The 21,391-nt window shown below is 72.2% G+C and carries 19 protein-coding genes; 10 read left to right on the forward strand and 9 right to left on the reverse strand.

Annotation, left to right across the window (positions count from 1 at the left end; genetic code table 11):
* Positions 1 to 71: 71 nt before the first annotated feature.
* From AB0A94_RS11140 to AB0A94_RS11165, 6 genes are read right to left on the reverse strand one after another with little or no spacing between them, the layout of a single operon-like run.
* Positions 72 to 1,496 (reverse strand): BNR repeat-containing protein, encoded by a 1,425-nt coding sequence (locus AB0A94_RS11140; protein WP_361742185.1) that lies wholly within the window; start codon positions 1,494 to 1,496, stop codon positions 72 to 74.
* A 14-nt stretch (positions 1,497 to 1,510) separates the two neighbouring features.
* The gene (locus AB0A94_RS11145; protein ID WP_030821436.1) at positions 1,511 to 1,831 is read right to left on the reverse strand and encodes an L-rhamnose mutarotase; all 321 of its coding nucleotides are present in this window, start codon (positions 1,829 to 1,831) and stop codon (positions 1,511 to 1,513) included.
* A 41-nt stretch (positions 1,832 to 1,872) separates the two neighbouring features.
* Positions 1,873 to 2,958 carry a rhamnose ABC transporter substrate-binding protein gene (rhaS, locus tag AB0A94_RS11150; protein WP_361742187.1) on the reverse strand — a complete coding sequence of 362 codons (1,086 nt, stop codon included), beginning with the start codon at positions 2,956 to 2,958 and terminating at the stop codon, positions 1,873 to 1,875.
* A gap of 28 nt (positions 2,959 to 2,986) precedes the next feature.
* Positions 2,987 to 4,000, reverse strand: a complete 1,014-nt coding sequence (locus AB0A94_RS11155) for an ABC transporter permease (RefSeq protein ID WP_361742190.1) — start codon at positions 3,998 to 4,000, stop codon at positions 2,987 to 2,989.
* On the reverse strand, positions 3,993 to 5,033 hold the full coding sequence (locus AB0A94_RS11160; RefSeq protein WP_361742193.1) for an ABC transporter permease: 1,041 nt from the start codon (positions 5,031 to 5,033) through the stop codon (positions 3,993 to 3,995). Before AB0A94_RS11160 ends, AB0A94_RS11155 begins: the two co-directional genes overlap by 8 nt.
* Positions 5,030 to 6,547 carry a sugar ABC transporter ATP-binding protein gene (locus AB0A94_RS11165; protein ID WP_361742196.1) on the reverse strand — a complete coding sequence of 506 codons (1,518 nt, stop codon included), beginning with the start codon at positions 6,545 to 6,547 and terminating at the stop codon, positions 5,030 to 5,032. Before AB0A94_RS11165 ends, AB0A94_RS11160 begins: the two co-directional genes overlap by 4 nt.
* A 260-nt stretch (positions 6,548 to 6,807) precedes the next feature.
* Here AB0A94_RS11165 and rhaI point away from each other — a divergent pair, with 260 nt between their 5' ends.
* The 10 genes from rhaI (at position 6,808) to AB0A94_RS11215 (ending at position 19,064) form a co-directional block, all read left to right on the forward strand.
* On the forward strand, positions 6,808 to 7,968 hold the full coding sequence (rhaI, locus tag AB0A94_RS11170) for an L-rhamnose isomerase (protein WP_361742199.1): 1,161 nt from the start codon (positions 6,808 to 6,810) through the stop codon (positions 7,966 to 7,968).
* A gap of 144 nt (positions 7,969 to 8,112) precedes the next feature.
* The gene (locus AB0A94_RS11175; RefSeq protein ID WP_361742201.1) at positions 8,113 to 10,152 is read left to right on the forward strand and encodes a bifunctional aldolase/short-chain dehydrogenase; all 2,040 of its coding nucleotides are present in this window, start codon (positions 8,113 to 8,115) and stop codon (positions 10,150 to 10,152) included.
* Positions 10,149 to 11,594 (forward strand): rhamnulokinase family protein, encoded by a 1,446-nt coding sequence (locus AB0A94_RS11180; RefSeq protein WP_361742204.1) that lies wholly within the window; start codon positions 10,149 to 10,151, stop codon positions 11,592 to 11,594. The genes AB0A94_RS11175 and AB0A94_RS11180 overlap by 4 nt, the downstream gene beginning before the upstream one ends.
* Before the next feature lie 72 nt (positions 11,595 to 11,666).
* Positions 11,667 to 12,422 (forward strand): (Fe-S)-binding protein, encoded by a 756-nt coding sequence (locus tag AB0A94_RS11185; protein WP_361742207.1) that lies wholly within the window; start codon positions 11,667 to 11,669, stop codon positions 12,420 to 12,422.
* Positions 12,419 to 13,897: a LutB/LldF family L-lactate oxidation iron-sulfur protein gene (locus tag AB0A94_RS11190; protein ID WP_361742210.1), complete on the forward strand. Its 1,479-nt coding sequence runs from the start codon at positions 12,419 to 12,421 to the stop codon at positions 13,895 to 13,897. Before AB0A94_RS11185 ends, AB0A94_RS11190 begins: the two co-directional genes overlap by 4 nt.
* Positions 13,894 to 14,535 (forward strand): LUD domain-containing protein, encoded by a 642-nt coding sequence (locus AB0A94_RS11195; RefSeq protein ID WP_361742213.1) that lies wholly within the window; start codon positions 13,894 to 13,896, stop codon positions 14,533 to 14,535. Before AB0A94_RS11190 ends, AB0A94_RS11195 begins: the two co-directional genes overlap by 4 nt.
* A 123-nt stretch (positions 14,536 to 14,658) precedes the next feature.
* Complete coding sequence (locus AB0A94_RS11200; protein WP_361742215.1) at positions 14,659 to 15,444, forward strand: ABC transporter ATP-binding protein; 786 nt, start codon at positions 14,659 to 14,661, stop codon at positions 15,442 to 15,444.
* A gap of 3 nt (positions 15,445 to 15,447) precedes the next feature.
* The gene (locus tag AB0A94_RS11205; RefSeq protein WP_361742218.1) at positions 15,448 to 16,758 is read left to right on the forward strand and encodes an FtsX-like permease family protein; all 1,311 of its coding nucleotides are present in this window, start codon (positions 15,448 to 15,450) and stop codon (positions 16,756 to 16,758) included.
* Positions 16,759 to 16,845: 87 nt separating this feature from the next.
* A complete protein-coding gene (locus tag AB0A94_RS11210; protein WP_361742221.1) occupies positions 16,846 to 17,703 on the forward strand; it encodes a MoxR family ATPase in 858 nt (285 codons plus the stop codon).
* Positions 17,700 to 19,064, forward strand: coding sequence for a VWA domain-containing protein (locus AB0A94_RS11215; RefSeq protein ID WP_361742224.1), 1,365 nt, complete (start codon positions 17,700 to 17,702; stop codon positions 19,062 to 19,064). Before AB0A94_RS11210 ends, AB0A94_RS11215 begins: the two co-directional genes overlap by 4 nt.
* Before the next feature lie 156 nt (positions 19,065 to 19,220).
* Here the strand turns inward: AB0A94_RS11215 and AB0A94_RS11220 are convergent, their stop codons facing one another.
* The 3 genes from AB0A94_RS11220 to AB0A94_RS11230 all read right to left on the reverse strand — a co-directional run bounded on the left by AB0A94_RS11220 (position 19,221) and on the right by AB0A94_RS11230 (position 21,384).
* The gene (locus AB0A94_RS11220) at positions 19,221 to 19,580 is read right to left on the reverse strand and encodes a cupin domain-containing protein (protein WP_361742227.1); all 360 of its coding nucleotides are present in this window, start codon (positions 19,578 to 19,580) and stop codon (positions 19,221 to 19,223) included.
* A gap of 140 nt (positions 19,581 to 19,720) precedes the next feature.
* The gene (locus AB0A94_RS11225) at positions 19,721 to 20,698 is read right to left on the reverse strand and encodes a pyridoxal-phosphate dependent enzyme (protein ID WP_361742230.1); all 978 of its coding nucleotides are present in this window, start codon (positions 20,696 to 20,698) and stop codon (positions 19,721 to 19,723) included.
* Positions 20,695 to 21,384: a PAS domain-containing protein gene (locus AB0A94_RS11230; RefSeq protein WP_361742233.1), complete on the reverse strand. Its 690-nt coding sequence runs from the start codon at positions 21,382 to 21,384 to the stop codon at positions 20,695 to 20,697. The genes AB0A94_RS11225 and AB0A94_RS11230 overlap by 4 nt, the downstream gene beginning before the upstream one ends.
* Between the last annotated feature and the right edge of the window lie 7 nt (positions 21,385 to 21,391).

The following is a 21,391-nucleotide window of genomic DNA, read 5'->3' on the forward strand; positions in this document are numbered from 1 at the left end:
GACCTCCAGGGAGAGGGGCGGCGCGGCGGGCCATCACACTACCGGCACCGGCCGCCCCGGAGCGGACAGGATCAGGCGGGCAGGCGGAAGTCGACGACGTGCAGGGGCGAGGGTGTCGTACCGGTGGACTTCTCCTGGTACATGACCGACAGCACCCCGTCCTGGGCGACGCGGGTCTCGTCGATGACCACCTCGCCGAAGGCGTTCAGGCCCGCGCCGTCGTACAGCAGCTTCCAGTCGGTGTGACCGGAGGCCGCGGAGGCGGCGGCGATACGGCCGTAGGGGAACACGGCGTAGGCGTTGTCGTACCGGTCCAGGACCAGTCTGGTGCGCTGGCTGGAGTTCAGCGGGACGGGGATCTCGGTCTTCCGCCAACCGCCGGCGGCGGTCCGGCGGACGTGGAAGGCGCGGCCGTGCGCCGTGCGGTCGGCGACGTAGTCCGTGGTGCACTGGCCGAAGCGGCCGGGGACGTAGGAGATGATCGCGTGCGGCCGGCCGGCGGAGTCGGTGGACTGGCTCTCCTGGTTCATCAGGGAGTGGTCCGGGTTCAGCGGGTCGACCACCAGTCCGGGGTCGGTGACGGAGACCCGGTCCGAGGTCCCGGTTCTGCCGACGACGGTGCCGGCGTCGTTGCGCCAGGTGCGGCCGCGGTCGTCGGAGTACACGTAGCCGGTGTCGTGGTTGGTGATGCCGCCGCCGGAGCACATCACGGCGCCGTTCTGCTCGCGCCAGGTGAAGAAGGCGTGCAGGCGGCCGCCGCGGTCGTAGTCGATGCCGTGCAGGTACATGTTGCGGGCGGTGGAGGAGCCGTGCTCGCTGGTGTAGGTGCCGGTGGAGGCGCTCCACTCCCCCAGCGCGGTCCACCGGCTGCCGTCGTACTCGGCGAGGGCGTTGCGGCCGTTGCCGGAGACGCCGGCCCGGTAGCTGAGCTGGAGCCGGCCCTCGGGGGTGGCGACGAACTGCGGGTAGGTGAACTGCGGGGTGAGGGCGAGCCCGTCCAGGGTGGACTGCGGGGCGCCGAAGCGGCTCGCGGTCCAGCTCAGCCCGGTGGGGTCGTCCAGGAGTCCGGCGACGGACTTGACGTAGGTGAAGCCGTCGCTGTGGGAGTCCATGTTGAGGTGCAGGCGGCCGTCGGTCCTCGACACGCCCATGGAGATGACGTTGTGCGAGTCGTCGTAGCGCGGGGCGTGGCCGACCCGCACGGTCTGCCAGGTGCTCGCGCCGAGGGCGCGGCGGCCGACGACGGCGCCCCGGTCGGCGGTGTACCAGGCGGCGTACTGGTGGCCCTTGTGGGTGAGCAGGCCGTTCTTCTGGAAGGAGTTGTTGTTGACCAGGCCGTCGTAGGACACGAAGTAGATCGCCCGGTTGTCGAGCGTGGTGCTGCCGGTGCGGGTGACCGACGGGCCGGGCGCGGCGGCCCGGGCGGTGCCGGCGGCCAGGGCGGGGGCCGCCGCGGTGCCGAGGAGCGCGCCGGCCAGGAGAGTGCGTCGTCTCATCGCGGGCTCCGTCGTCAGGCGAGGTGGAAGACCTCGGTCAGCGGTTTCATCGCCTCGTCCGGCCGGGAGCCGTCGAGGGACTCGAAGAAGGGGGACATCTCGGCCTGCCAGCGGCCGTTGACCTCGGTGGCCTCCATGCCAGCCTTGGCCGCCTCGAAGTCCTCGGTCTCCAGGTAGCCGACGAGCAGGCCGTCGTCGCGCAGGAAGAGGGAGTAGTTGTGCCAGCCGGTGGCCGAGAGCGCCTCGCGCATCTCGGGCCACACGGCGGCGTGGCGTTCGCGGTACTCGGCGATCCGGTCCTGTCGGACCTTGAGCAGGAAACAGACGCGTTGCATGAAGTACCGCTCCTCCAGGGGTGGTCGGGATCAGAACGGGATCAGAAGTCGAACTGGTCGATGTTCTCGGCGTTGAAGACGGTGGGCTTGCCGAGGTTGATCACGCCGTCCTTGCCGATGGTGTACTCGCCCATCGCGCCGGCCGTGAAGGTCTCGCCCTCCTTGCCGGTGATCTGGCCGGAGGACAGGGCGATCGCGGTGCGGGCGGCCAGCTCGCCGAGCTTGGCCGGGTCCCAGAGCTCGAACGCCTCGACGGTGCCGTTCTTGACGTACTTGCGCATGTCGTTGGGGGTGCCGAGGCCGGTCAGCTTGACCTTGCCCTTGTACTTGGAGCCGGACAGGTACTGGGCGGCGGCCTTGATGCCGACGGTGGTCGGGGAGATGATCCCCTTCAGGTTCGGGTACTCCTGGAGCAGGCCCTGGGTCTGCTGGAAGGACTGCTGGGCGTCGTCGTTGCCGTAGGCGACCTTGACCAGCTTCATGTCCTTGTACTTGGGATCCTTGAGCTCGTCCTTCATGAACTCGATCCAGGCGTTCTGGTTGGTCGCGGTCTGCGCGGCGGACAGGATCGCGATCTCGCCCTTGTAGTCGATCTGCTCGGCGAGCAGCTGCACCTCGGTGCGGCCCAGGTCCTCGCCGCTGGCCTGCGAGACGAAGGCGTTGCGGCAGTCGGCGGTGGTGTCGGAGTCGTAGGTGACGACCTTGATGCCGTTCTTCATCGCCTGCTTGAGCGCGGTGCACAGGGCGCCGGGGTCCTGCGCGGAGACGGCCATGGCGTCGACCTGCTGCTGGGTCAGGGTGTTGACGTAGGAGACCTGTCCCGCGGTGTCGGTGGCGCTGGAGGGGCCGACCTCCTTGTAGGTGGAGCCCAGTTCCTTGACGGCCTTCTCGCCGCCCTTGTCGGCGGTGGTGAAGTAGGGGTTGTTGACCTGCTTGGGCAGGAAGCCGACGGTCAGGCCCTTCTTGGTGGCCGCGTTCGGGTCGGCCTTGCCGGCCGAGGCCGCCGCGCCGCCGCCCTCGTTCTTGACGTCCTCCTTGGTGGTGCCGCCGCAGGCGGTGGCGGCCAGGGCGAGCGAGGTGACGGCGGCGAGGGCCGCGCAGGTGCGGCGGAGGGTTGCCTTGCGCATGGTGGGTTCCTTAGAGGACGAGAAGGGTTCAGGGGGTGGGAGTGGGGGCCTTGGAGACCGGTGGTGACGTGGCTGCCCGGCGTCCGGCCCTCGCGACGGCGATCTGCCGGGCGACACGCGGTCCGAGCACGGACAGGACCAGCAGCACACCGGTGACGACGATCTGGGACTGCGCGGACACGTCCTGCAGGCTCATCACGTTCTGCAGCGCGCCGAGCAGGAACACACCGGCGATCGCGCCGCCGAGCGTCCCCTTGCCGCCGTCGAAGTCGATGCCGCCGAGCAGCACGGCCGCCACGACGGAGAGTTCGAGGCCGGTGGCGTTGTCGTAGCGGGCGCTGGCGTAGTGCAGGGCCCAGAAGACGCCGGTGAGGGAGGCCATCAGACCGGTCAGGGTGAACAGGATCAGCTTCTGCCGCTTGACGCGGATGCCGGCGAACCGGGCCGCCTCCTCGCTCGCGCCGACCGCGAACAGCGACCGGCCGAACGGGGTGGCGTGCAGGGCAACGACGGCGATGGCGAGCAGCACCAGGAAGGGCAGGAGGGCGTACGGGACGAACGTGTCGCCGATGCGTCCGGCGGCGAAGTCCAGGTACGGGGCGGGGAAGTCGGTCACCGCGTCGGAGCCGAGCACGATCTGCGCGATGCCCCGGTAGGCGGCCAGCGTGCCGATGGTGACGGCGAGGGACGGCAGTCCGAGGCGGGTCACCAGCAGGCCGTTGACCAGGCCGCAGACGACGCCGATCACGAGGCAGATCGGGATGATCGTCTCGATGGTCATGCCCTGGTTCCACAGGGCGCCCATCACCGCGCCGGACAGGCCGGCCGTGGAGGCCACGGACAGGTCGATCTCGCCGGAGACCACCAGCAGGGTCATGGGCAGGGCGATCAGCGCGATCGGCAGGGTGTTGCCGATGAGGAACGACAGGTTGAGCGCGTTGCCGAAGCCGTCGACCGTGGTGAAGGACAGCAGCAGGACGACGACGAGCAGGGCGCCGACGACCGTGTCCCAGCGGACGGCGCGCGTCAGGGACTCAGGCATGGCGGGCGTTCCTCTTCTTCAGGGCGGAGGCCACGCGCAGCGCGACGATCCGGTCGACCGCGATGGCGAGGATGAGCAGGATGCCGTTGATGGCGAGCACCCACACGGAGCTGACGCCGAGGGCGGGCAGCACGCTGTTGATGGAGGTCAGCAGCAGCGCGCCGAGGGCCGCGCCGTAGACGCTGCCGGAGCCGCCGGTGAAGACCACGCCGCCGACCACGACCGCGCTGACGACGGTGAGTTCGTAGCCGTTGCCGGTACCGGAGTCGACGTTGCCGAACCGGGCCAGGTACAGGGCGCCGGCGAGGCCGGCGAGGGCGCCGCAGAAGGTGTACGCGGCGAGGATCCGCTTGCGCACGGGGATGCCGGCGAGCCGGGCGGCCTCGGGGTTGGAGCCGAGCGCGTACAGCTCGCGTCCGCTGCCGAAGTGCTTGAGGTAGTACGCCGTCGCCACCAGCACCGCGAGCGCGATGAGCGCCAGGTACGGCACGGCCGAGATGCCGCCGGAGCCGAAGTCGACGAAGGAGCCGGGGAGGTCGGCGGCCGTGATCTGGCGGGAGCCGACCCAGATGGAGTCGATGCCGCGGATGATGTAGAGCGTGCCGAGGGTGACCACGAGGGCGGGCACCTGGCCGAGGCTGACGAGCAGGCCGTTGAGCAGTCCGAAGCCGATGCCGAGCAGGACGGCGAGGGCGACGGCGACGACCGGGTTCCCGCCGTCCTGGAGGTAGACGCCGGCGGCGAAGGCGCTGATGCCGAGGGTGGAGCCGACGGACAGGTCGACGTTGCGGGTGATGACGACCAGGGACTGGCCGGTGGCGACCAGGACCAGGATGGTCGCGTTCAGCAGCAGGTCCTTGATGCCCTGCTCGGACAGGAACTCGCTGTTGCCGGCCTGGGTGACGGCGATCATCACCAGGAAGACGACGAGGATGGCGAGTTCGCGCATCTTGAAGACGCGGTCCACCAGCCGGGTGGCGCCGGCCTTGGGCACCTCGGCGACGGGGGCTTCTCCGGGAGCGGCGACCGTCATGCGGCGGCCCTCCCCGTGGCTGCGGCCATCACGGTTTCCTCGGTGGCGTCGGTGCGGGGGATCTCGGCGGTGAGCCGGCCCTCGTGCATCACCAGCACGCGGTCGGCCATGCCGAGGATCTCGGGCAGGTCGGAGGAGATCATCAGGACGGCGACGCCGTCGGCGGCGAGCTGGGACAGCAGCCGGTGCACCTCGGCCTTGGTGCCGACGTCGATGCCGCGCGTGGGCTCGTCGACGATCAGCACCTTCGGGCCGGTGGCGAGCCACTTGGCGAGGACGACCTTCTGCTGGTTGCCGCCGGACAGGGTGTTCACCGTGTCGGCGATCCGGGCGTACTTGACCTGGAGCCTGACGGCCCAGTCGAGGGAGCGGCTGCGTTCGGCGCCGCGGTCCATCAGGCCGGCCTTCACGGTCGTACGGAGTCCGGTGAGGCCGATGTTGCGCTCGATGGACATGTCCATCACCAGGCCCTGGGCGCGCCGGTCCTCGGGGACCAGGGCGAGGCCCGCGGCCATGGCCGTGGACGGGGCGCCGTTGGTCAGTTTCCGTCCGTCGACCTCGACCTCGCCGGCGTCCCAGCGGTCGACGCCGAACACGGCGCGGGCCACCTCGGTGCGCCCGGCGCCGACGAGTCCGGCCAGGCCGACGATCTCACCGCGCCGCACGTCGAAGGAGACGTCGGTGAAGACGCCCTCGCGGGTCAGCCGGCGCACGCTCAGGGCGACCTCGCCCGGCGTCACGTCCTGCTTGGGGTAGAGCTCCTCGAGGTCGCGGCCGACCATGCGGCGGACCAGGTCGTCCTCGGTCATGCCGTCCAGCGGCTCGCTGGAGATCCAGGCGCCGTCGCGGAGCGTGGTCACCCGCCGGCAGATCTCGAAGATCTCCTCCAGGCGGTGGGAGATGAACAGCACCGCGGCGCCCTGGTCGCGCAGGGTGCGCACGACGCCGAAGAGGCGGGCGACCTCGCTGCCGGTGAGGGCGGCGGTGGGCTCGTCCATGATGAGGACGCGGGCGTCGAAGGAGAGCGCCTTGGCGATCTCGACGATCTGCTGGTCGGCGATGGACAGACCGCGGGCCGGACGGTCCGGGTCGAGGTCCACGCCGAGCCGCTGCATCAGGGCGGCGGTGGCGTCGTGGGTGGCGCGGTGGTCGATCCGGCCGAGCGCCTTCCGGGGCTGCCGGCCCATGAAGATGTTCTCGGCGATCGACAGGTCGGGGAAGAGCGTGGGCTCCTGGTAGATCACGGCGATACCGGCGTCGCGGGCGTCACCGGGGCCGTGGAAGACGACGGGGGCACCGTCGAGCAGCACCTGGCCGGTGTCCGGACGGTGCACTCCGGCGAGCGTCTTGATGAGGGTCGACTTGCCGGCTCCGTTCTCGCCGGCGAGGGCGTGCACCTCCCCGGGGAACAGCTCCAGGGAGACGTCCCGCAGTGCGCGGACCGCGCCGAAGGACTTGGAGATGTCCTTCAGCGCGAGAACCGGGGCCGGACCCGTGTCGGACGGGTGGGTCATGAGGGCTCCTCGACGACGCCGACGGGAGGCCCCACGACGTCGTGAAAGGTTTCAACTGGGTTGCCGGGACGTTAGGCGCGCGACGCATGTCACGTCAATGGGTCCCGGTCGAAAAACTTTCGACACCTTCAGGTCTCGGCCTGGTCACAGAGTGCGGTCTTCGCCGAAAGGGTTGACACCCCTTCGGGAGACCCATAGCTTCCCGTTCTGAATCGTTTCACTCAGTGGTCGTTACGACCCGATGTCACAGGAGCCCTGACGTGACCGAGCTCGCCGCGGTGAAAGCCGCTCTCAAGACACAGGCCGTGGAGACGCCGTCCTGGGCGTACGGGAACTCGGGGACCCGGTTCAAGGTGTTCGCGCAACAGGGCGTCCCCCGCACCCCGCAGGAGAAGCTGGACGACGCCGCCCAGGTGCACGCGTTCACGGGCGTGGCGCCGACGGTGGCGCTGCACATCCCCTGGGACAAGGTCGAGGACTACGCGGCGCTGGCCAAGCACGCCGAGGACCGCGGGGTGAGGCTCGGCGCGATCAACTCCAACACCTTCCAGGACGACGACTACAGGCTCGGCAGCGTCTGCCACCCGGACGCGGCGGTGCGCAGGAAGGCCGTCGACCACCTGCTGGAGTGCGTCGACATCATGGACGCGACCGGCTCCAAGGACCTGAAGCTGTGGTTCGCCGACGGGACGAACTACCCCGGGCAGGACGACATCCGGGCCCGGCAGGACCGGCTCGCCGAAGGGCTCGCCGAGGTGTACGAGCGGCTCGGGGACGACCAGCGGATGCTGCTGGAGTACAAGTTCTTCGAGCCGGCGTTCTACACGACGGACGTGCCGGACTGGGGCACCGCCTACGCGCACTGCCTGAAGCTGGGCGAGAAGGCGCAGGTCGTGGTCGACACCGGTCACCACGCTCCGGGGACCAACATCGAGTTCATCGTGGCGACGCTGCTGCGGGAGGGGAAGCTCGGCGCGTTCGACTTCAACTCGCGGTTCTACGCCGACGACGACCTGATGGTCGGCGCCGCCGACCCGTTCCAGCTGTTCCGGATCATGTACGAGGTGATCCGTGGGGGCGGGTTCACTCCCGAGGTGGCGTTCATGCTCGACCAGTGCCACAACATCGAGGCGAAGATCCCGGCGATCATCCGTTCCGTCATGAACGTCCAGGAGGCGACGGCGAAAGCCCTGCTGGTCGACCGGGCGGCGTTGGGCGAGGCGCAGGCCTCGGGGGACGTGCTCGAGGCGAACGCCGTGCTGATGGACGCGTACAACACGGACGTGCGTCCGCTGCTGCGTGAGGTGCGGGAGGAGATGGGGTTGGACCCCGAGCCCATTTCCGCCTATCGGCGGTCCGGGTGGGGCGAGAAAATCGTTGCCGAGCGGGTTGGCGGGGAGCAGGCGGGGTGGGGCGCGTAGGCGTCTGCCGGGTTTCTGGTCTTCGCGGGCTGCGGGTCCGCTGTGGTTGATCGCGCCCGCGCGGCGGCAGCCGCATGTCCGACTCCGCCCCGCGCCCCTGAAGGGGCGCTCCACATCCCCTCGTTCGAAAAGGACTGATCGTTGATGTCTACCCATCCCGAAGCCGCCGCTCTGCTCGCTCGATCGCACCGGCTCGGTGCTGACCCCCGTAACACCAACTACGCCGGCGGCAACACCTCCGCCAAGGGCACCGACACCGACCCCGTCACCGGGGGCGACGTCGAGCTGATGTGGGTCAAGGGGTCCGGGGGCGACCTCGGGACGCTGACCGAGGCGGGGCTGGCCGCGCTGCGGCTGGACCGGCTGCGGGCGCTCACCGACGTCTACCCGGGTGTCGAGCGCGAGGACGAGATGGTCGCCGCGTTCGACTACTGCCTGCACGGCAAGGGCGGTGCGGCCCCCTCGATCGACACCGCGATGCACGGGCTCGTCGACGCCGCGCACGTGGACCACCTCCACCCCGACTCCGGAATCGCGCTCGCCTGCGCGGCCGACGGGGAGAAGCTGACCGCCGAGTGCTTCGGCGACACCGTGGTGTGGGTGCCGTGGCGGCGGCCCGGTTTCCAGCTCGGGCTGGACATCGCCGCCGTGAAGGAGGCCAACCCGCAGGCCATCGGCTGTGTGCTCGGCGGGCACGGCATCACCGCCTGGGGCGACACCTCCGAGGAGTGCGAGCGCAACTCGCTGCACATCATCCGCACCGCCGAGGAGTTCCTCGCCGAGCGCGGCCGGCCGGAGCCGTTCGGGCCGGTGATCGAGGGGTACGAGGCGCTGTCCGGGGAGGAGCGCCGGGAGCGGGCCGCCGCGCTGGCGCCGTACGTCCGCGCCGTCGCCTCGCAGGACCGGCCGCAGGTCGGCCACTTCGACGACTCCGAGGCCGTACTGGACTTCCTGGCCCGTGCCGAGCACCCGCGGCTGGCCGCGCTGGGCACCTCCTGCCCGGACCACTTCCTGCGCACCAAGGTCCGCCCGCTCGTCCTCGACCTGCCGCCGTCCGCCCCGCTCGACGAGGCGGTCGCCCGGCTGAAGGAGCTGCACGCGGCCTACCGCGAGGAGTACGCCGCCTACTACGCGCGGCACGCGGAGCCGGACTCCCCCGCGATGCGCGGCGCCGACCCGGCGATCGTGCTGGTGCCGGGCGTGGGCATGTTCAGCTTCGGCAAGGACAAGCAGACCGCGCGGGTGGCCGGCGAGTTCTACATCAACGCGATCAACGTGATGCGCGGGGCCGAGGCGGTCTCCACGTACGCGCCGATCGAGGAGTCGGAGAAGTTCCGCATCGAGTACTGGGCGCTGGAGGAGGCCAAGCTCCAGCGGATGCCGAAGCCCAAGCCGCTCGCCACCCGGGTGGCGCTGGTGACGGGTGCGGGCAGCGGGATCGGCAGGGCGATCGCCCAGCGGCTGGTGGCCGAGGGCGCGTGTGTCGTCGTGGCCGACCTGAACGGGGAGAACGCCGCGGCCGTCGCCGAGGAGCTGGGCGGGTCCGACAAGGCCGTCGCCGTGACCGTGGACGTGACGTCCGAGGAGCAGATCGCGGACGCCTTCAAGGCCGCCGTGCTCGCCTTCGGCGGGGTCGACCTGGTGGTGAACAACGCCGGCATCTCGATCTCCAAGCCGCTGCTCGAGACGTCCGCGAAGGACTGGGACCTGCAGCACGACATCATGGCCCGCGGCTCCTTCCTCGTCTCGCGCGAGGCGGCCCGGGTGATGACCGCGCAGGAGCTGGGCGGCGACATCGTCTACATCGCGTCGAAGAACGCGGTGTTCGCCGGCCCGAACAACATCGCCTACTCGGCCACCAAGGCCGACCAGGCGCACCAGGTGCGCCTGCTCGCCGCCGAGCTGGGTGAGCACGGCATCCGCGTCAACGGCGTCAACCCGGACGGCGTGGTGCGCGGCTCCGGGATCTTCGCGGGCGGCTGGGGCGCCAAGCGCGCCGCCGTGTACGGGGTGCCGGAGGAGAAGCTGGGCGAGTTCTACGCCCAGCGGACGCTGCTGAAGCGCGAGGTGCTGCCCGAGCACGTGGCGAACGCCGTGTTCGCGCTGACCGGCGGCGACCTCACCCACACCACCGGACTGCACGTCCCGGTCGACGCCGGCGTCGCCGCCGCGTTCCTGCGATGAGCGCCGTGAAGTCCTACGCCGCGGTCGACCTCGGCGCGTCCAGCGGACGCGTCATGGTCGGCCGCGTCGGCCCCGACAGCCTGGGGCTGACCGAGGTCAACCGCTTCCCCAACCGGCCGGTGCGCGTGCCCGAGGGGCTGCGCTGGGACGTGCTGGGGCTGTACGCCGGGGTGCTGGACGGGCTGAGGGCGGCCGGGCGGGTGGACTCCGTCGGCATCGACAGCTGGGCCGTGGACTACGGGCTGCTGGACGCGGACGGGGCGCTGCTCGGCAACCCGGTGCACTACCGCGACAGCCGTACCGACGGGATCGCGGAGAAGGTGTGGGCGACCGTGCCCGCCGACGAGCTGTACGCGGCGACCGGTCTGCAGTACGCGCCGTTCAACACGCTGTACCAGTTGACGGCGGCCCGCGATTCGGCCCAACTGGCGCGGGCCCGGCGGCTGTTGCTGATCCCGGATCTGCTGGCGTACTGGCTGACCGGCGAGCAGGGCACGGAGCTGACCAACGCCTCGACCACCCAGCTGATCGACCCGCGCACCCGCGACTGGGCGCACGGGGTCGCGGAGCGCCTCGGCATCGACCTCTCGCTGTTCGCGCCGCTGCGCCGGCCCGGGGACGCGGCCGGGGTGCTGCGGCCCGAGGTGCTGGAGGAGACCGGGCTGGCCGGGCCGGTCCCGGTGACGGCGGTCGGCTCGCACGACACCGCGTCCGCGGTGGCCGCCGTACCGGCGGACGGCGAGCGGTTCGCGTACATCTGCACCGGCACCTGGTCGCTGGCCGGTCTCGAGCTGGACGCGCCGGTGCTCACCGAGGAGAGCCGGGCCGCCAACTTCACCAACGAGCTGGGGCTGGACGGCACGGTCCGCTATCTGCGCAACATCATGGGCCTGTGGCTGCTCCAGGAGTGCGTGCGGGCCTGGGGCGAGCCGGATCTGGGCACGCTGCTGCTCGACGCGGCCAAGGTGCCGGCGCTGCGGTCGGTGGTGGACGCCGGGGACGCGGCGTTCCTCGCGCCCGGGCGGATGCCGGAGCGGATCGCCGCGGCCTGCCGGGACTCGGGACAGCCCGTGCCCGCCACCCCCGCCGAGATCACCCGGTGCATCCTCGACTCGCTCGCCTTGGCCCACCGCAAGGCCGTCACCGACGCGCAGCGGCTCGCCGGGCAGTCGGCCGACGTGGTGCACATCGTGGGCGGCGGCACCCGCAACGCCCTGCTGTGCCAGCTGACCGCCGACGCCTGCGGGCTGCCGGTGGTGTCCGGGCCGACGGAGGCGGCGGCCCTGGGCAACGTGCTGGTGCAGGCCCGTGCCCACGGGCTGGTCGGCGACCTGGCCGGGATGCGGCGGCTGCTCACCCGTACGCAACCGCTGACGCGGTACGAACCGCGCGGCGGTACGCAGCGGTGGCAGGCGGCGCAGGCCCGGCTCGCCCGGGGCTGACGCGGTCTCCCCCGGGTCCCCGCTCCCCACTACCCTGCATCCACCCGATGATCGATCTCACTAGGAGCCGCGATGCGTGTCGCACTGTTCCTGACCTGTGTCAACGACACGCTGTATCCGGACACCGGGCGCGCCGTGGTGAAACTCCTGACCAGGCTGGGCGTCGACGTCGACTTCCCGATGGCGCAGACGTGTTGCGGCCAGGCGCACTACAACACGGGCTACCGGCACGAGGCCGAGCCGCTCGCCCGGCACTTCTCCGATGTCTTCGGGGAGTACGAGGCGATCGTGACGCCGTCCGGGTCGTGCGGGGCGATGGTGCGGGATCTGTATCCGCGGATGGGTGAGCGGGCCCGGGCGGAGGGCCGCGGGGACACCCTCGCGGCGACGCTGGCACCGTTGGCGCCGAAGACGTACGAGCTGACGGAGTTCCTGGTGGACGTGCTGGGGGTGACGGACGTCGGGGCGTACTACCCGCACAAGGTGACCTACCACCCGACCTGCCACGGGCTGCGCGTGCTGGGCCTGGGCGAGCGCCCCCGGCGGCTGCTGCGGGCGGTGAAGGGGCTGGAACTGGTCGAGCTGCCGGGCGCCGAGGAGTGCTGCGGCTTCGGCGGCACCTTCGCCCTGAAGAACTCCGACGTCTCGGCGGCGATGGGCGCCGACAAGGTGCGCAACGCCGAGTCGACGGGCGCCGAGGTGCTGTGCGCGGCGGACAACTCGTGCCTGATGCACATCGGCGGAACGATGACCAGGCTGCGGACCGGCATGCGGCCGGTGCACATCGCGGAGATCCTGGCGAGCACGGAGGAGGAACCGGCCGTATGAGCGGGACTTTCGTCGGGATGCCGGCGTTTCCCAAGGCCGCCCACGAGGCGGTCGGCAACGCGACGCTGCGCGGCAATCTGCGGCACGCCACGCACACCATCCGGGCCAAGCGGGCGAACGCCGTGGCGGAGGTCTCCGACTGGGCGGAGCTGCGGGAGGCCGGCAAGCGGATCAAGGACCACACGCTCCGTCACCTGGACCGCTACCTCGAGCGGTTGGAGGAGTCGGTGACGGCGGCGGGCGGCACCGTGCACTGGGCCGTCGACGCCGACGAGGCCAACCGGATCGTGACACGGCTGGTCAAGGAGACCGGTGAGTCGGAGGTCGTCAAGGTCAAGTCGATGGCCACGCAGGAGATCGGCCTCAACGAGGCCCTGGAGGCGGCGGGCATCGCCGCCTACGAGACCGATCTGGCCGAGCTGATCGTGCAGTTGGGCAAGGACCGGCCCTCGCACATCCTGGTGCCGGCGATCCACCGCAACCGCGGGGAGATCCGGGAGATCTTCGCCCGGGAGATGAGCGAGTGGGGCCGCCCCGCCCCGGAAGGGCTGGCGGACACACCCGCCGAACTCGCCGAGGCGGCCCGGCTGCACCTGCGGGAGAAGTTCCTGCGCGCCAAGGTCGGCGTCTCCGGCGCCAACTTCATGGTCGCCGAGACCGGCACGCTGGTGGTGGTGGAGTCCGAGGGCAACGGACGCATGTGCCTGACCCTGCCCGAGACGCTGATCTCGGTCGTCGGCATCGAGAAGATCGTGCCGACCTGGCAGGACCTGGAGGTGTTCCTGCAGACCCTCCCCCGTTCCTCGACCGCCGAGCGGATGAACCCGTACACCTCGACGTGGACCGGCACCACCGACGAGGACGGCCCGCGGAACTTCCACCTGGTCCTGCTGGACAACGGCCGCACCGACACCCTCGCCGACGAGGTGGGCCGGCAGGCACTGCGCTGCATCCGCTGCTCCGCCTGCCTCAACGTGTGCCCGGTGTACGAGCGGGCCGGCGGCCACGCGTACGGCTCGGTCTACCCGGGCCCGATCGGCGCCATCCTCAGCCCTCAGCTCCGGGGAACCGGCAGCGAGATCGACGCCTCCCTGCCGTACGCCTCGTCGCTGTGCGGGGCCTGCTACGAGGTGTGCCCGGTCGCCATCGACATCCCCGAGGTGCTGGTGCATCTGCGGGAGCGGGTGGTGCAGGGCGGGGAGGTGACCCGGGGCGGCAACAAGGTGGTGCTCAAGCCGGCCAAGGGGCACGCCGCCGAACGCGCCGCGATGCGCGCCGCCCGCTGGGCGTTCACGTATCCCGGGGCCCTGCGCACCGGCCAGCGCCTCGCCTCGCGCACCCGCCGCCTCCATCCGCGCACCCTGCCGGGCCCCGGCCGGGCGTGGAGCGGGACCCGGGACCTGCCGCCGGTGCCGGCGGAACCGTTCCGGGACTGGTGGCAGCGTACGCGGAGTGGGAAGGGAGCGGCGAAGTGAGCAGCAGGGAACGGATCCTGGGCCGGGTGCGGCGCGCCCTCGCCGACGTGCCGAAGGACGACACCCCGTACGAGCGGGCGGTCGCCCGTGACTACCTGCGCGAGCACGGTGAGCGCACCGTCGAGGAGACGGTGGACCTCCTCGCGGAGAACCTGGCCGACTACCGGGCGGTCGTGCACCGTACGGACCCGGCCGGGCTGGCCGGGACGGTCGCCGGGCTGCTCGCGGCGCGCGGCGCGTCGTCGGTGCTCGTTCCCCCCGGCCTCGACGAGGACTGGCTCGCCGGGGCGGAGGTGACCCGGGTCATGGACCGGGCGGAGAGCACGCCGCACGAGCTGGACCGGGTCGACAGTGTGGTCACCGCCTGCGCGGTGGCCGTCGCCGAGACGGGCACGATCGTGCTGGACGGCTCCCCCGACCAGGGCCGGCGCCGGATCACCCTGGTCCCCGACCACCACATCTGTGTGGTCCGGGTCCCGGACCAGGTCGTCTCCTCCGTCCCCCAGGCCCTCGAACGCCTCGACCCGGCCCGTCCGCTCACCTGGATCTCCGGCCCGTCGGCGACCAGCGACATCGAACTCGACCGGGTGGAGGGCGTGCACGGACCGCGCACGCTGGAGGTCGTGCTGGTCGGGTGAACCCCTCCGGGGGGTGTCCCTGACTACACCCCCCGATACGGGTTCTGCGCCCCGTGTGGTGCGGCCGTCTCCTCCGTAGCGTCTTCGGCAGGGCACAGGACGTGCCGGACGGAGGAGATGCCGATGTTTCGCAACGGGTCACGACGCGACCACGACACGGGCCCCGCCCCCGAGGCGCTGCGGCTGGTGAAGGTCAGCAAGTCCTACGGCACCGCGGACAGCGCCGTGACCGCCCTCGACGGGGTGACGCTCGGCCTGGCGCGGGGCACGTTCACCGCGGTGATGGGGCCGTCGGGCTCGGGCAAGTCGACACTGCTGCAGTGCGCGGCGGGGCTCGACCGGCCGGACAGCGGGATCGTGCGCGTCGACGGGACCGAGCTGACGGGCGGCGGCGAGGCGGAGCTGACGAGGTTCCGGCGCGGGCGGATCGGGTTCGTGTTCCAGCAGTACAACCTGCTGGAGACGCTGACCGTCGCGCAGAACACCGTGCTGCCGCTGAAGCTGGCCGGAAGGCGCGTGGACCGGAGGCGGGCCCGGGAGATCCTCACCGCCGTCGGTCTGGGCGACCGGCTCGGGCACCGGCCCGACCAGCTGTCCGGCGGTCAGCGGCAGCGGGTGGCGATCGCCCGGGCGCTGGTCACCGAACCCCGGGTGATCTTCGCGGACGAGCCGACCGGCGCCCTGGACACGCGCAGCGCGCGGGAGGTGCTGGCGCTGCTCCAGCAGGCGGTGCGGGTGCACGGGCGGACCGTGGTGATGGTGACGCACGACCCGGTCGCCGCCTCCTACGCCGACAGCGTGCTGTTCCTCGCCGACGGCCGTCTCGCCGGCCGGCTGGACGCGCCGACGGCGGACGCGGTGGCCGAGCGGCTGGCACACCTGGGCGACGACGTGACGGCGGGGGTGTGAGCCGTGTTCGTACTGGCCATGCGGTCGGTCCGGCAGCGGCCCGGACGGTTCCTCGCGACGCTGCTGTCCGCCTTCCTGGGCGCGGCGGTCATCATGATGTTCAACTCGATGCACGACACGGCCGGGCAGCCGGGCGTGGACCCGGTGAGCTCCGACACCCTGGGCACGGCGGCCGGCGTCGTCGGCGGGTACGGCACGCTGCTGGTGTTCTTCGCCGTCGCCTCGACGCTGACGGTGAACGTGCGGCAGCGGGCGGCCGAGCTGGAACTGCTGCGCTGCTCGGGGGCGACCCCGGCGCAGATCAAGCGGATGGTCGTGGGTGAGGCGGTGGCCGTGGCCCTGGTGGGCGCGGCGCTGGCGATCGGCCCGGCGATGCTCGGCGGGCGGGCGCTGCTGGACATGTTCCAGGACGGCGGTCAGGTCGCGCGGTCGGTCGAGTACTCCTTCGGCCCGATCGCGCTGCTGTCCGGCGTGGACATCACCCTGCTCGCGGCGGCGGGCGCCGCGTTCCTCGCCGTGCGGCGGGTGACGCGGCGTGGCGGGGAGCGGGCCGGGGCACGGCGCGTCCTGGCGTACGGCGCGCTGGCCGCCGGTGCCGCGGGGGCCGGCTCCACCTTCTTCCTCTCCGCGACGGACGAGGTGCTGATGGCGCCGCCCGCCTACGGGGCGATCATGCTCTCGGTGGGGTTGGCGCTGCTGGCGCCGCGGCTGCTGCGGGGTCTGCTCAACCGGCTGACACCGAGCGGGGCGAGCGGGTGGCTGGCCGTGCGGAACCTGCGGCGGCGGGCCGGGGAGCTCGCCGGGATCCTGGTGTCGCTGATCCTGTTCACGGCGGTGTCCACGGCGACGCTCACCATGCAGGCGGTGGAGAGCGACGCCGTCGCGGCCTCGGGCCTGGTGAAGTCGGTCGACGCGAAGAACCTGGAGACGCTCAACCTCACCGTCGTCGGCATCATCGCCGTCTTCGTCTGCGTCATGCTGGTCAACTCGCTGTACGCCGCCACGACCTACCGCTCCCGTGAGTTCGGGCAGCAGCGTCTGGCGGGGGCCACTCCGGGCCAGGTGCTCGGCGTGGTGGGTGCCGAGGGCGCGATCCTCACGGTCGCCGGGGTGTTCTTCGGCACGATGGCCGCGCTGGCCGGGGTCGTCCCGTTCACGGTCGTGCGCACCGACGGGGTGCTGCCGGACCAGTTCCTCGGCACGTGGCTCGCCATGGTGGCGGTGACGGCCGCGGTGACCCTCGGGACGAGCCTGGGCACGGCGCGACGCGTGCTGCGCACACCGGCGGTGCGGGCGGTCGCCCTGACCGCGTGACAGAGCGGTGAGCAAGCGCTTGGATAGGTCCGGGCATCCCTGGGATGTCCGGACCGCGTCGTTCCCTCGCCCAGCCGGAGGTTTCCGTTGTTCCGTTCCGTCGACGACGTCTCCGCGCGCCTCGCCGAGACCGGCTATCTGGCGTCGCCCGCGGTCGCCACGACCGTCTTCCTCGCCGACCGGCTCGGCAAGCCGCTGCTGGTGGAGGGCCCCGCCGGGGTCGGCAAGACCGAACTCGCCAAGGCCGTCGCCCAGGTCGCCGGGGCCCGGCTGGTGCGCCTGCAGTGCTACGAGGGCGTCGACGAGTCGCGGGCGCTGTACGAGTGGAACCACGCCAAGCAGCTGCTGCGGATCAGCGCCGGCCGCGACGAGAGCTGGGACGAGACCCGCACGGACATCTTCAGCGAGGAGTTCCTGCTGCCCCGTCCGCTGCTGACGGCCATCCGCGGCGACGACCCCAAGGTGCTGCTGATCGACGAGACCGACAAGGCGGACGTGGAGGTCGAGGGCCTGCTCCTCGAGGTCCTCGGCGACTTCCAGGTGACCGTTCCGGAGCTGGGCACCGTCACCGCCACCCGCCGCCCCTTCGTGGTCCTCACCTCGAACGCGACCCGGGAGCTGTCGGAGGCGCTGCGCCGCCGCTGTCTTTTCCTGCACATCGGCTTCCCCGACGCGGAACTGGAGCGGCGGATCGTACGGCTGAAGGTGCCGGGCATCGACGCGGCGCTGGCCGAGTCCGTCGTACGGGTCGTGGGGGCGCTGCGCGCCATGGACCTGCGGAAGGCGCCGTCGGTGGCCGAGACCGTCGACTGGGCCCGCACCCTGCTGGCGCTGGGCGCCGGCACCCTGGACGAGACGGTCGTGCGCGACAGCCTCGGCGTGGTCCTCAAGCACCAGGACGACATCCAGAAGGCGGCGGCCAAGCTCGACCTGGACGCCGTGTGAACGCCGTCGCGGACTCGGCCCTCGCGGCCCGGCTGACCGGCCTCGTCGACGCGCTGCGCGCGCACGGGGTGCGCGTCGGCACGGGAGAGACCGTGGACGCGGCCCGCGCGACGGAGGCGCTCGGACTCGCCGACCGGGAACTGCTCCGGGAGGGCCTGGCGGCGACCCTGCTGCACGGTACCGGTCAACGCCCGGTGTTCGACGCCGTCTTCGACCTGTATTTCCCGCGCGGGGTCGGCGCGCCGGAGGGCGGGCCCGGGGACCGGGACGAGCTGCGCGAACGGCTGGCGGCCGCGCTCGCCGACAACGACACCGCCCTGCTGGGCCGGTTGGCGGTGGAGGCGGTCGACGGCTTCGGCGGGTACGGGAGTTCACCGGGGTCGGACGGCTGGTCGTCGTACCAGACGCTGGAGCGGCTGCGTCCGCAGACCCTGCTGGCGCGGGTGCGGGACGAGGTGCGCGGGCGGGACGGTTCGGCGGGCTTCGGCGACCGGCTGCTCGAGGACGAGATCCGGCGGCGCGTCGAGGAGTTCCGGCGGATGGTGGCCGTGGAGGCGCGGCGCCGGGTGGCGGAGCGGCGGGGCCGGGACGAGATCGCCCGGCGTGCGGTGGCCCCGACCGCCGACCGCGTCGACTTCCTGTTCGCCGGGAAGGACCGGCTGGCCGAACTGCGCCGGACGGTGCGGCCGCTGGCCCGGAAGCTGGCGACCCGGCTGGCCGCCCGCCGCCGACGGGCCGCGCGCGGCAGCGTCGATCTGCGCCGGACGCTGCGCGGCTCGCTGTCGACCGGCGGGGTGCCGATGCGGCCCGTGCTGCGCCGGCGCAGGCCCGCCCGGCCCGAACTGGTGCTGCTGTGCGATGTGTCGGGCTCGGTGTCCGGGTTCTCCGACTTCACGATGCTGCTGGTGCAGGCGCTGCACGACCAGTTCTCCAAGGTGCGGGTGTTCGCCTTCGTCAACCGGGTCGACGAGGTGACCGGGCTGCTCGTGCACGGCGCCGCCGACCCGGAGGGCCTGGGTGCGCGGATCCGGGGCGAGGCGGCCGTCACCGGCCGGCACGGCAGCAGCGACTACGGCACGGCGCTGGGCGAGTTCGCCGAACGGTACGCCGATGCCGTGGGCCCGCGCACGACGGTGTTCGTCCTCGGCGACGCCCGCACCCACACGGCCGACCCGAACTTGGCGGCCGTGCGCGAGCTGGTCCGGCGCGCCCGGCGCGTCCACTGGCTGAACCCGGAGCAGCGCTCCCGCTGGGGCACGGGCGACTCCGCCGCACCCGAGTACGCGGAGCTGGTGGAGATGCACGAGTGCCGCGACGCACGGCAGCTGAGCGCGCTGATCGGAGGGCTGCTCCCGGTGTGACGGGGCCCGGCCGGCGCCACCGCACGGCTCCGGGGAACCGATGCCCGATCCGCCGGGCCGAGCCCCTCCTGCCGCCGTGACCGCCGACGGCCGTCCCGCGAGGTGCTCCCCGGGCGAGGACGGCCGTGCGCGTCGGGGGACGGCTCCGGTGAGCGGCTAGTCGGCCTTGGCGTAGTCCTGGGCCATGCCGCCCGCGAAGTCGTGCACCACGACCTGGTCGTCGCCGACGACCCACGCGTCGTGGCCCGGTGCGCAGACGAAGACGTCTCCGGGGCCGACCTCCTGCTCGGCGCCGTCGTCCATGCGGATGTGCATACGGCCCTGGACGACGTAGCCGTTGTGGTGGATCCGGCAGCTCTCCGTCCCCGCGATGGGACCGACGGACTCGGACCAGCGCCACCCGGGCTCGAATGTGGCCACGGCGAAGTCCAGCCCTGTCATGTGGACGGCTTCCAGGTGCCCCCTGGGGAAGTCGCGCCTCTCGTCCGGCTTGTCCAGCGTCTTGATCTCGAGCATGACCCTGTTCCCTTCCGACCGTCGCCTGCACGGCCGGGTCCGGTCTCCGTCCGCCTCGAACGGCGCCGGCGGGGGCCGGGCCCCACCACTCCATCGTCCGTCCGTCCACTCGGGGACGCCATTCGGGTGAAGCCGGTCCGTCAGTCGCCCGGGCCGCAGAGCCGGGCGAAGCGGCCGGCGTCGATGTTGCCGCCGGACAGGATCAGGCCGACGCGGGGCGGGAGGGGGCCCGCGCGGCCGGTGAGCAGTGCGGCGAGCGGGGTGGCGCCGCTCGGCTCGAGGACGATCTTCAGCCGCTCGAAGGCGAACCGCATCGCGTCCCTGATCTCGTCGTCGCCGACCAGCACGATCCCGTCCAGGAGCCGCCGGTTGAGGGAGAACGCCAGCTCGCCCGGGGTGTGCAGGGCCTGGCCGTCGGCGATGGTGCGCGGGACCGGGACGCTCACGCGCCGGCCCGCCTCCAGGGACCGCTTGGTGTCGTCGCCGGCCTCCGGCTCGACGCCGATCACCCGTGTGGCGGGGTACAGGCCCTTGACGGCGGTGGCGCTTCCGGCGATCAGCCCCCCGCCGCCGACCGGTGCGAGCAGTGCGTCCAGCTCCCCTGTTTCTTCCACGAGCTCGAGGGCTGCCGTGCCCTGTCCCGCGATGACGTGCGGGTGCTCGTAGGGCGGGACGAGGGTCAGGCCGCGTTCGGCGGCGAGGGCCTCGGCGAGGGCGACCCGGTCACCGGTGTAGCGGTCGTAGGTGACGATCTCGGCGCCGTATCCCTCGGTGGCCGCGCGCTTCGACGGCGGCGCGTCCTCGGGCATGACGATGACGGCGGTGGTGCCCAGTTCCCGGGCGGCCAGGGCGACGGCCTGGGCGTGGTTCCCGGAGGAGTAGGCGGCGACGCCCCGGGACAGCTCACCGGGGGTGAGCCGGGAGACCGCGTTGTAGGCGCCGCGGAACTTGAAGGCGCCCACCCGCTGGAAGTTCTCGCACTTGAGGTGCACCTCGGCGCCGGCGAGCGCGTCCAGGGTGCGGGAGCGCAGGACGGGCGTGCGGTGCGCGACGCCCTTGAGCCGCCCGGCGGCGGCACGGACGTCGTCGAGGGTGACCGGCGGGGTGGTGGTCGTCATGTGCCGCCTCCGGCGGGGGTCGGGTCGGTCGTCGTCCTGGACTGGGAGAGGTAGCTGTAGGCGGAGGCACGGGAGATGCCGAGCCGTGCGGCGACCTGCTCGACCGCCCGCCGCACGGCGAAGACTCCGCGGGCGTCCAGGTCCCGGAACAGGCGCAGCCGTTCCTCGCGGTCGAGCTGGGCCCAGTCCCGGTGCTGCCGCAGCTGGTGGGCGTCGACGATCGCCTCCACCACGGAGTCGATGTCGTTGCCGAAGGCGGTCGTCGGCGGTTCGGCGGAACCGGTGCCGAGACCGGCGAGGGCGCCGAGCAGGGTGTGCGCCCGGCCGACGGCGGTGACGTCGACGTTGACGCACAGGGCGCCGAACACCGCTCCCGCGGAGTCCCGCAGCACCATCGTGGAGGACTTCACGAGGACGCCGTTCCCGGTCCGGGTGACGTAGTTGAGCTCGTCGGCGGCCCGATCGCCCCGGGCCAGCATCCGCATGCCGATCTCGCTCATCGCCCCGCCCACCGTCCGCCCGGTCACGGAGCCGGCCACGGCGACCACCGACCCCTCCGGGCGCCGGTAGTCGTGCAGCACCACCTCGCAGACCGGCCCGAACGTCGCGGCGATCCCGTCGACGAGCGGCGCCAGCGCGGCGAGGATCGCGTCCCGCTCGGCGTCCCGGCCCTGTGCGGCCGCCATGAGCCCA

Source organism: Streptomyces sp. NPDC044984 (assembly GCF_040646935.1).
Classification (GTDB): domain Bacteria; phylum Actinomycetota; class Actinomycetes; order Streptomycetales; family Streptomycetaceae; genus Streptomyces.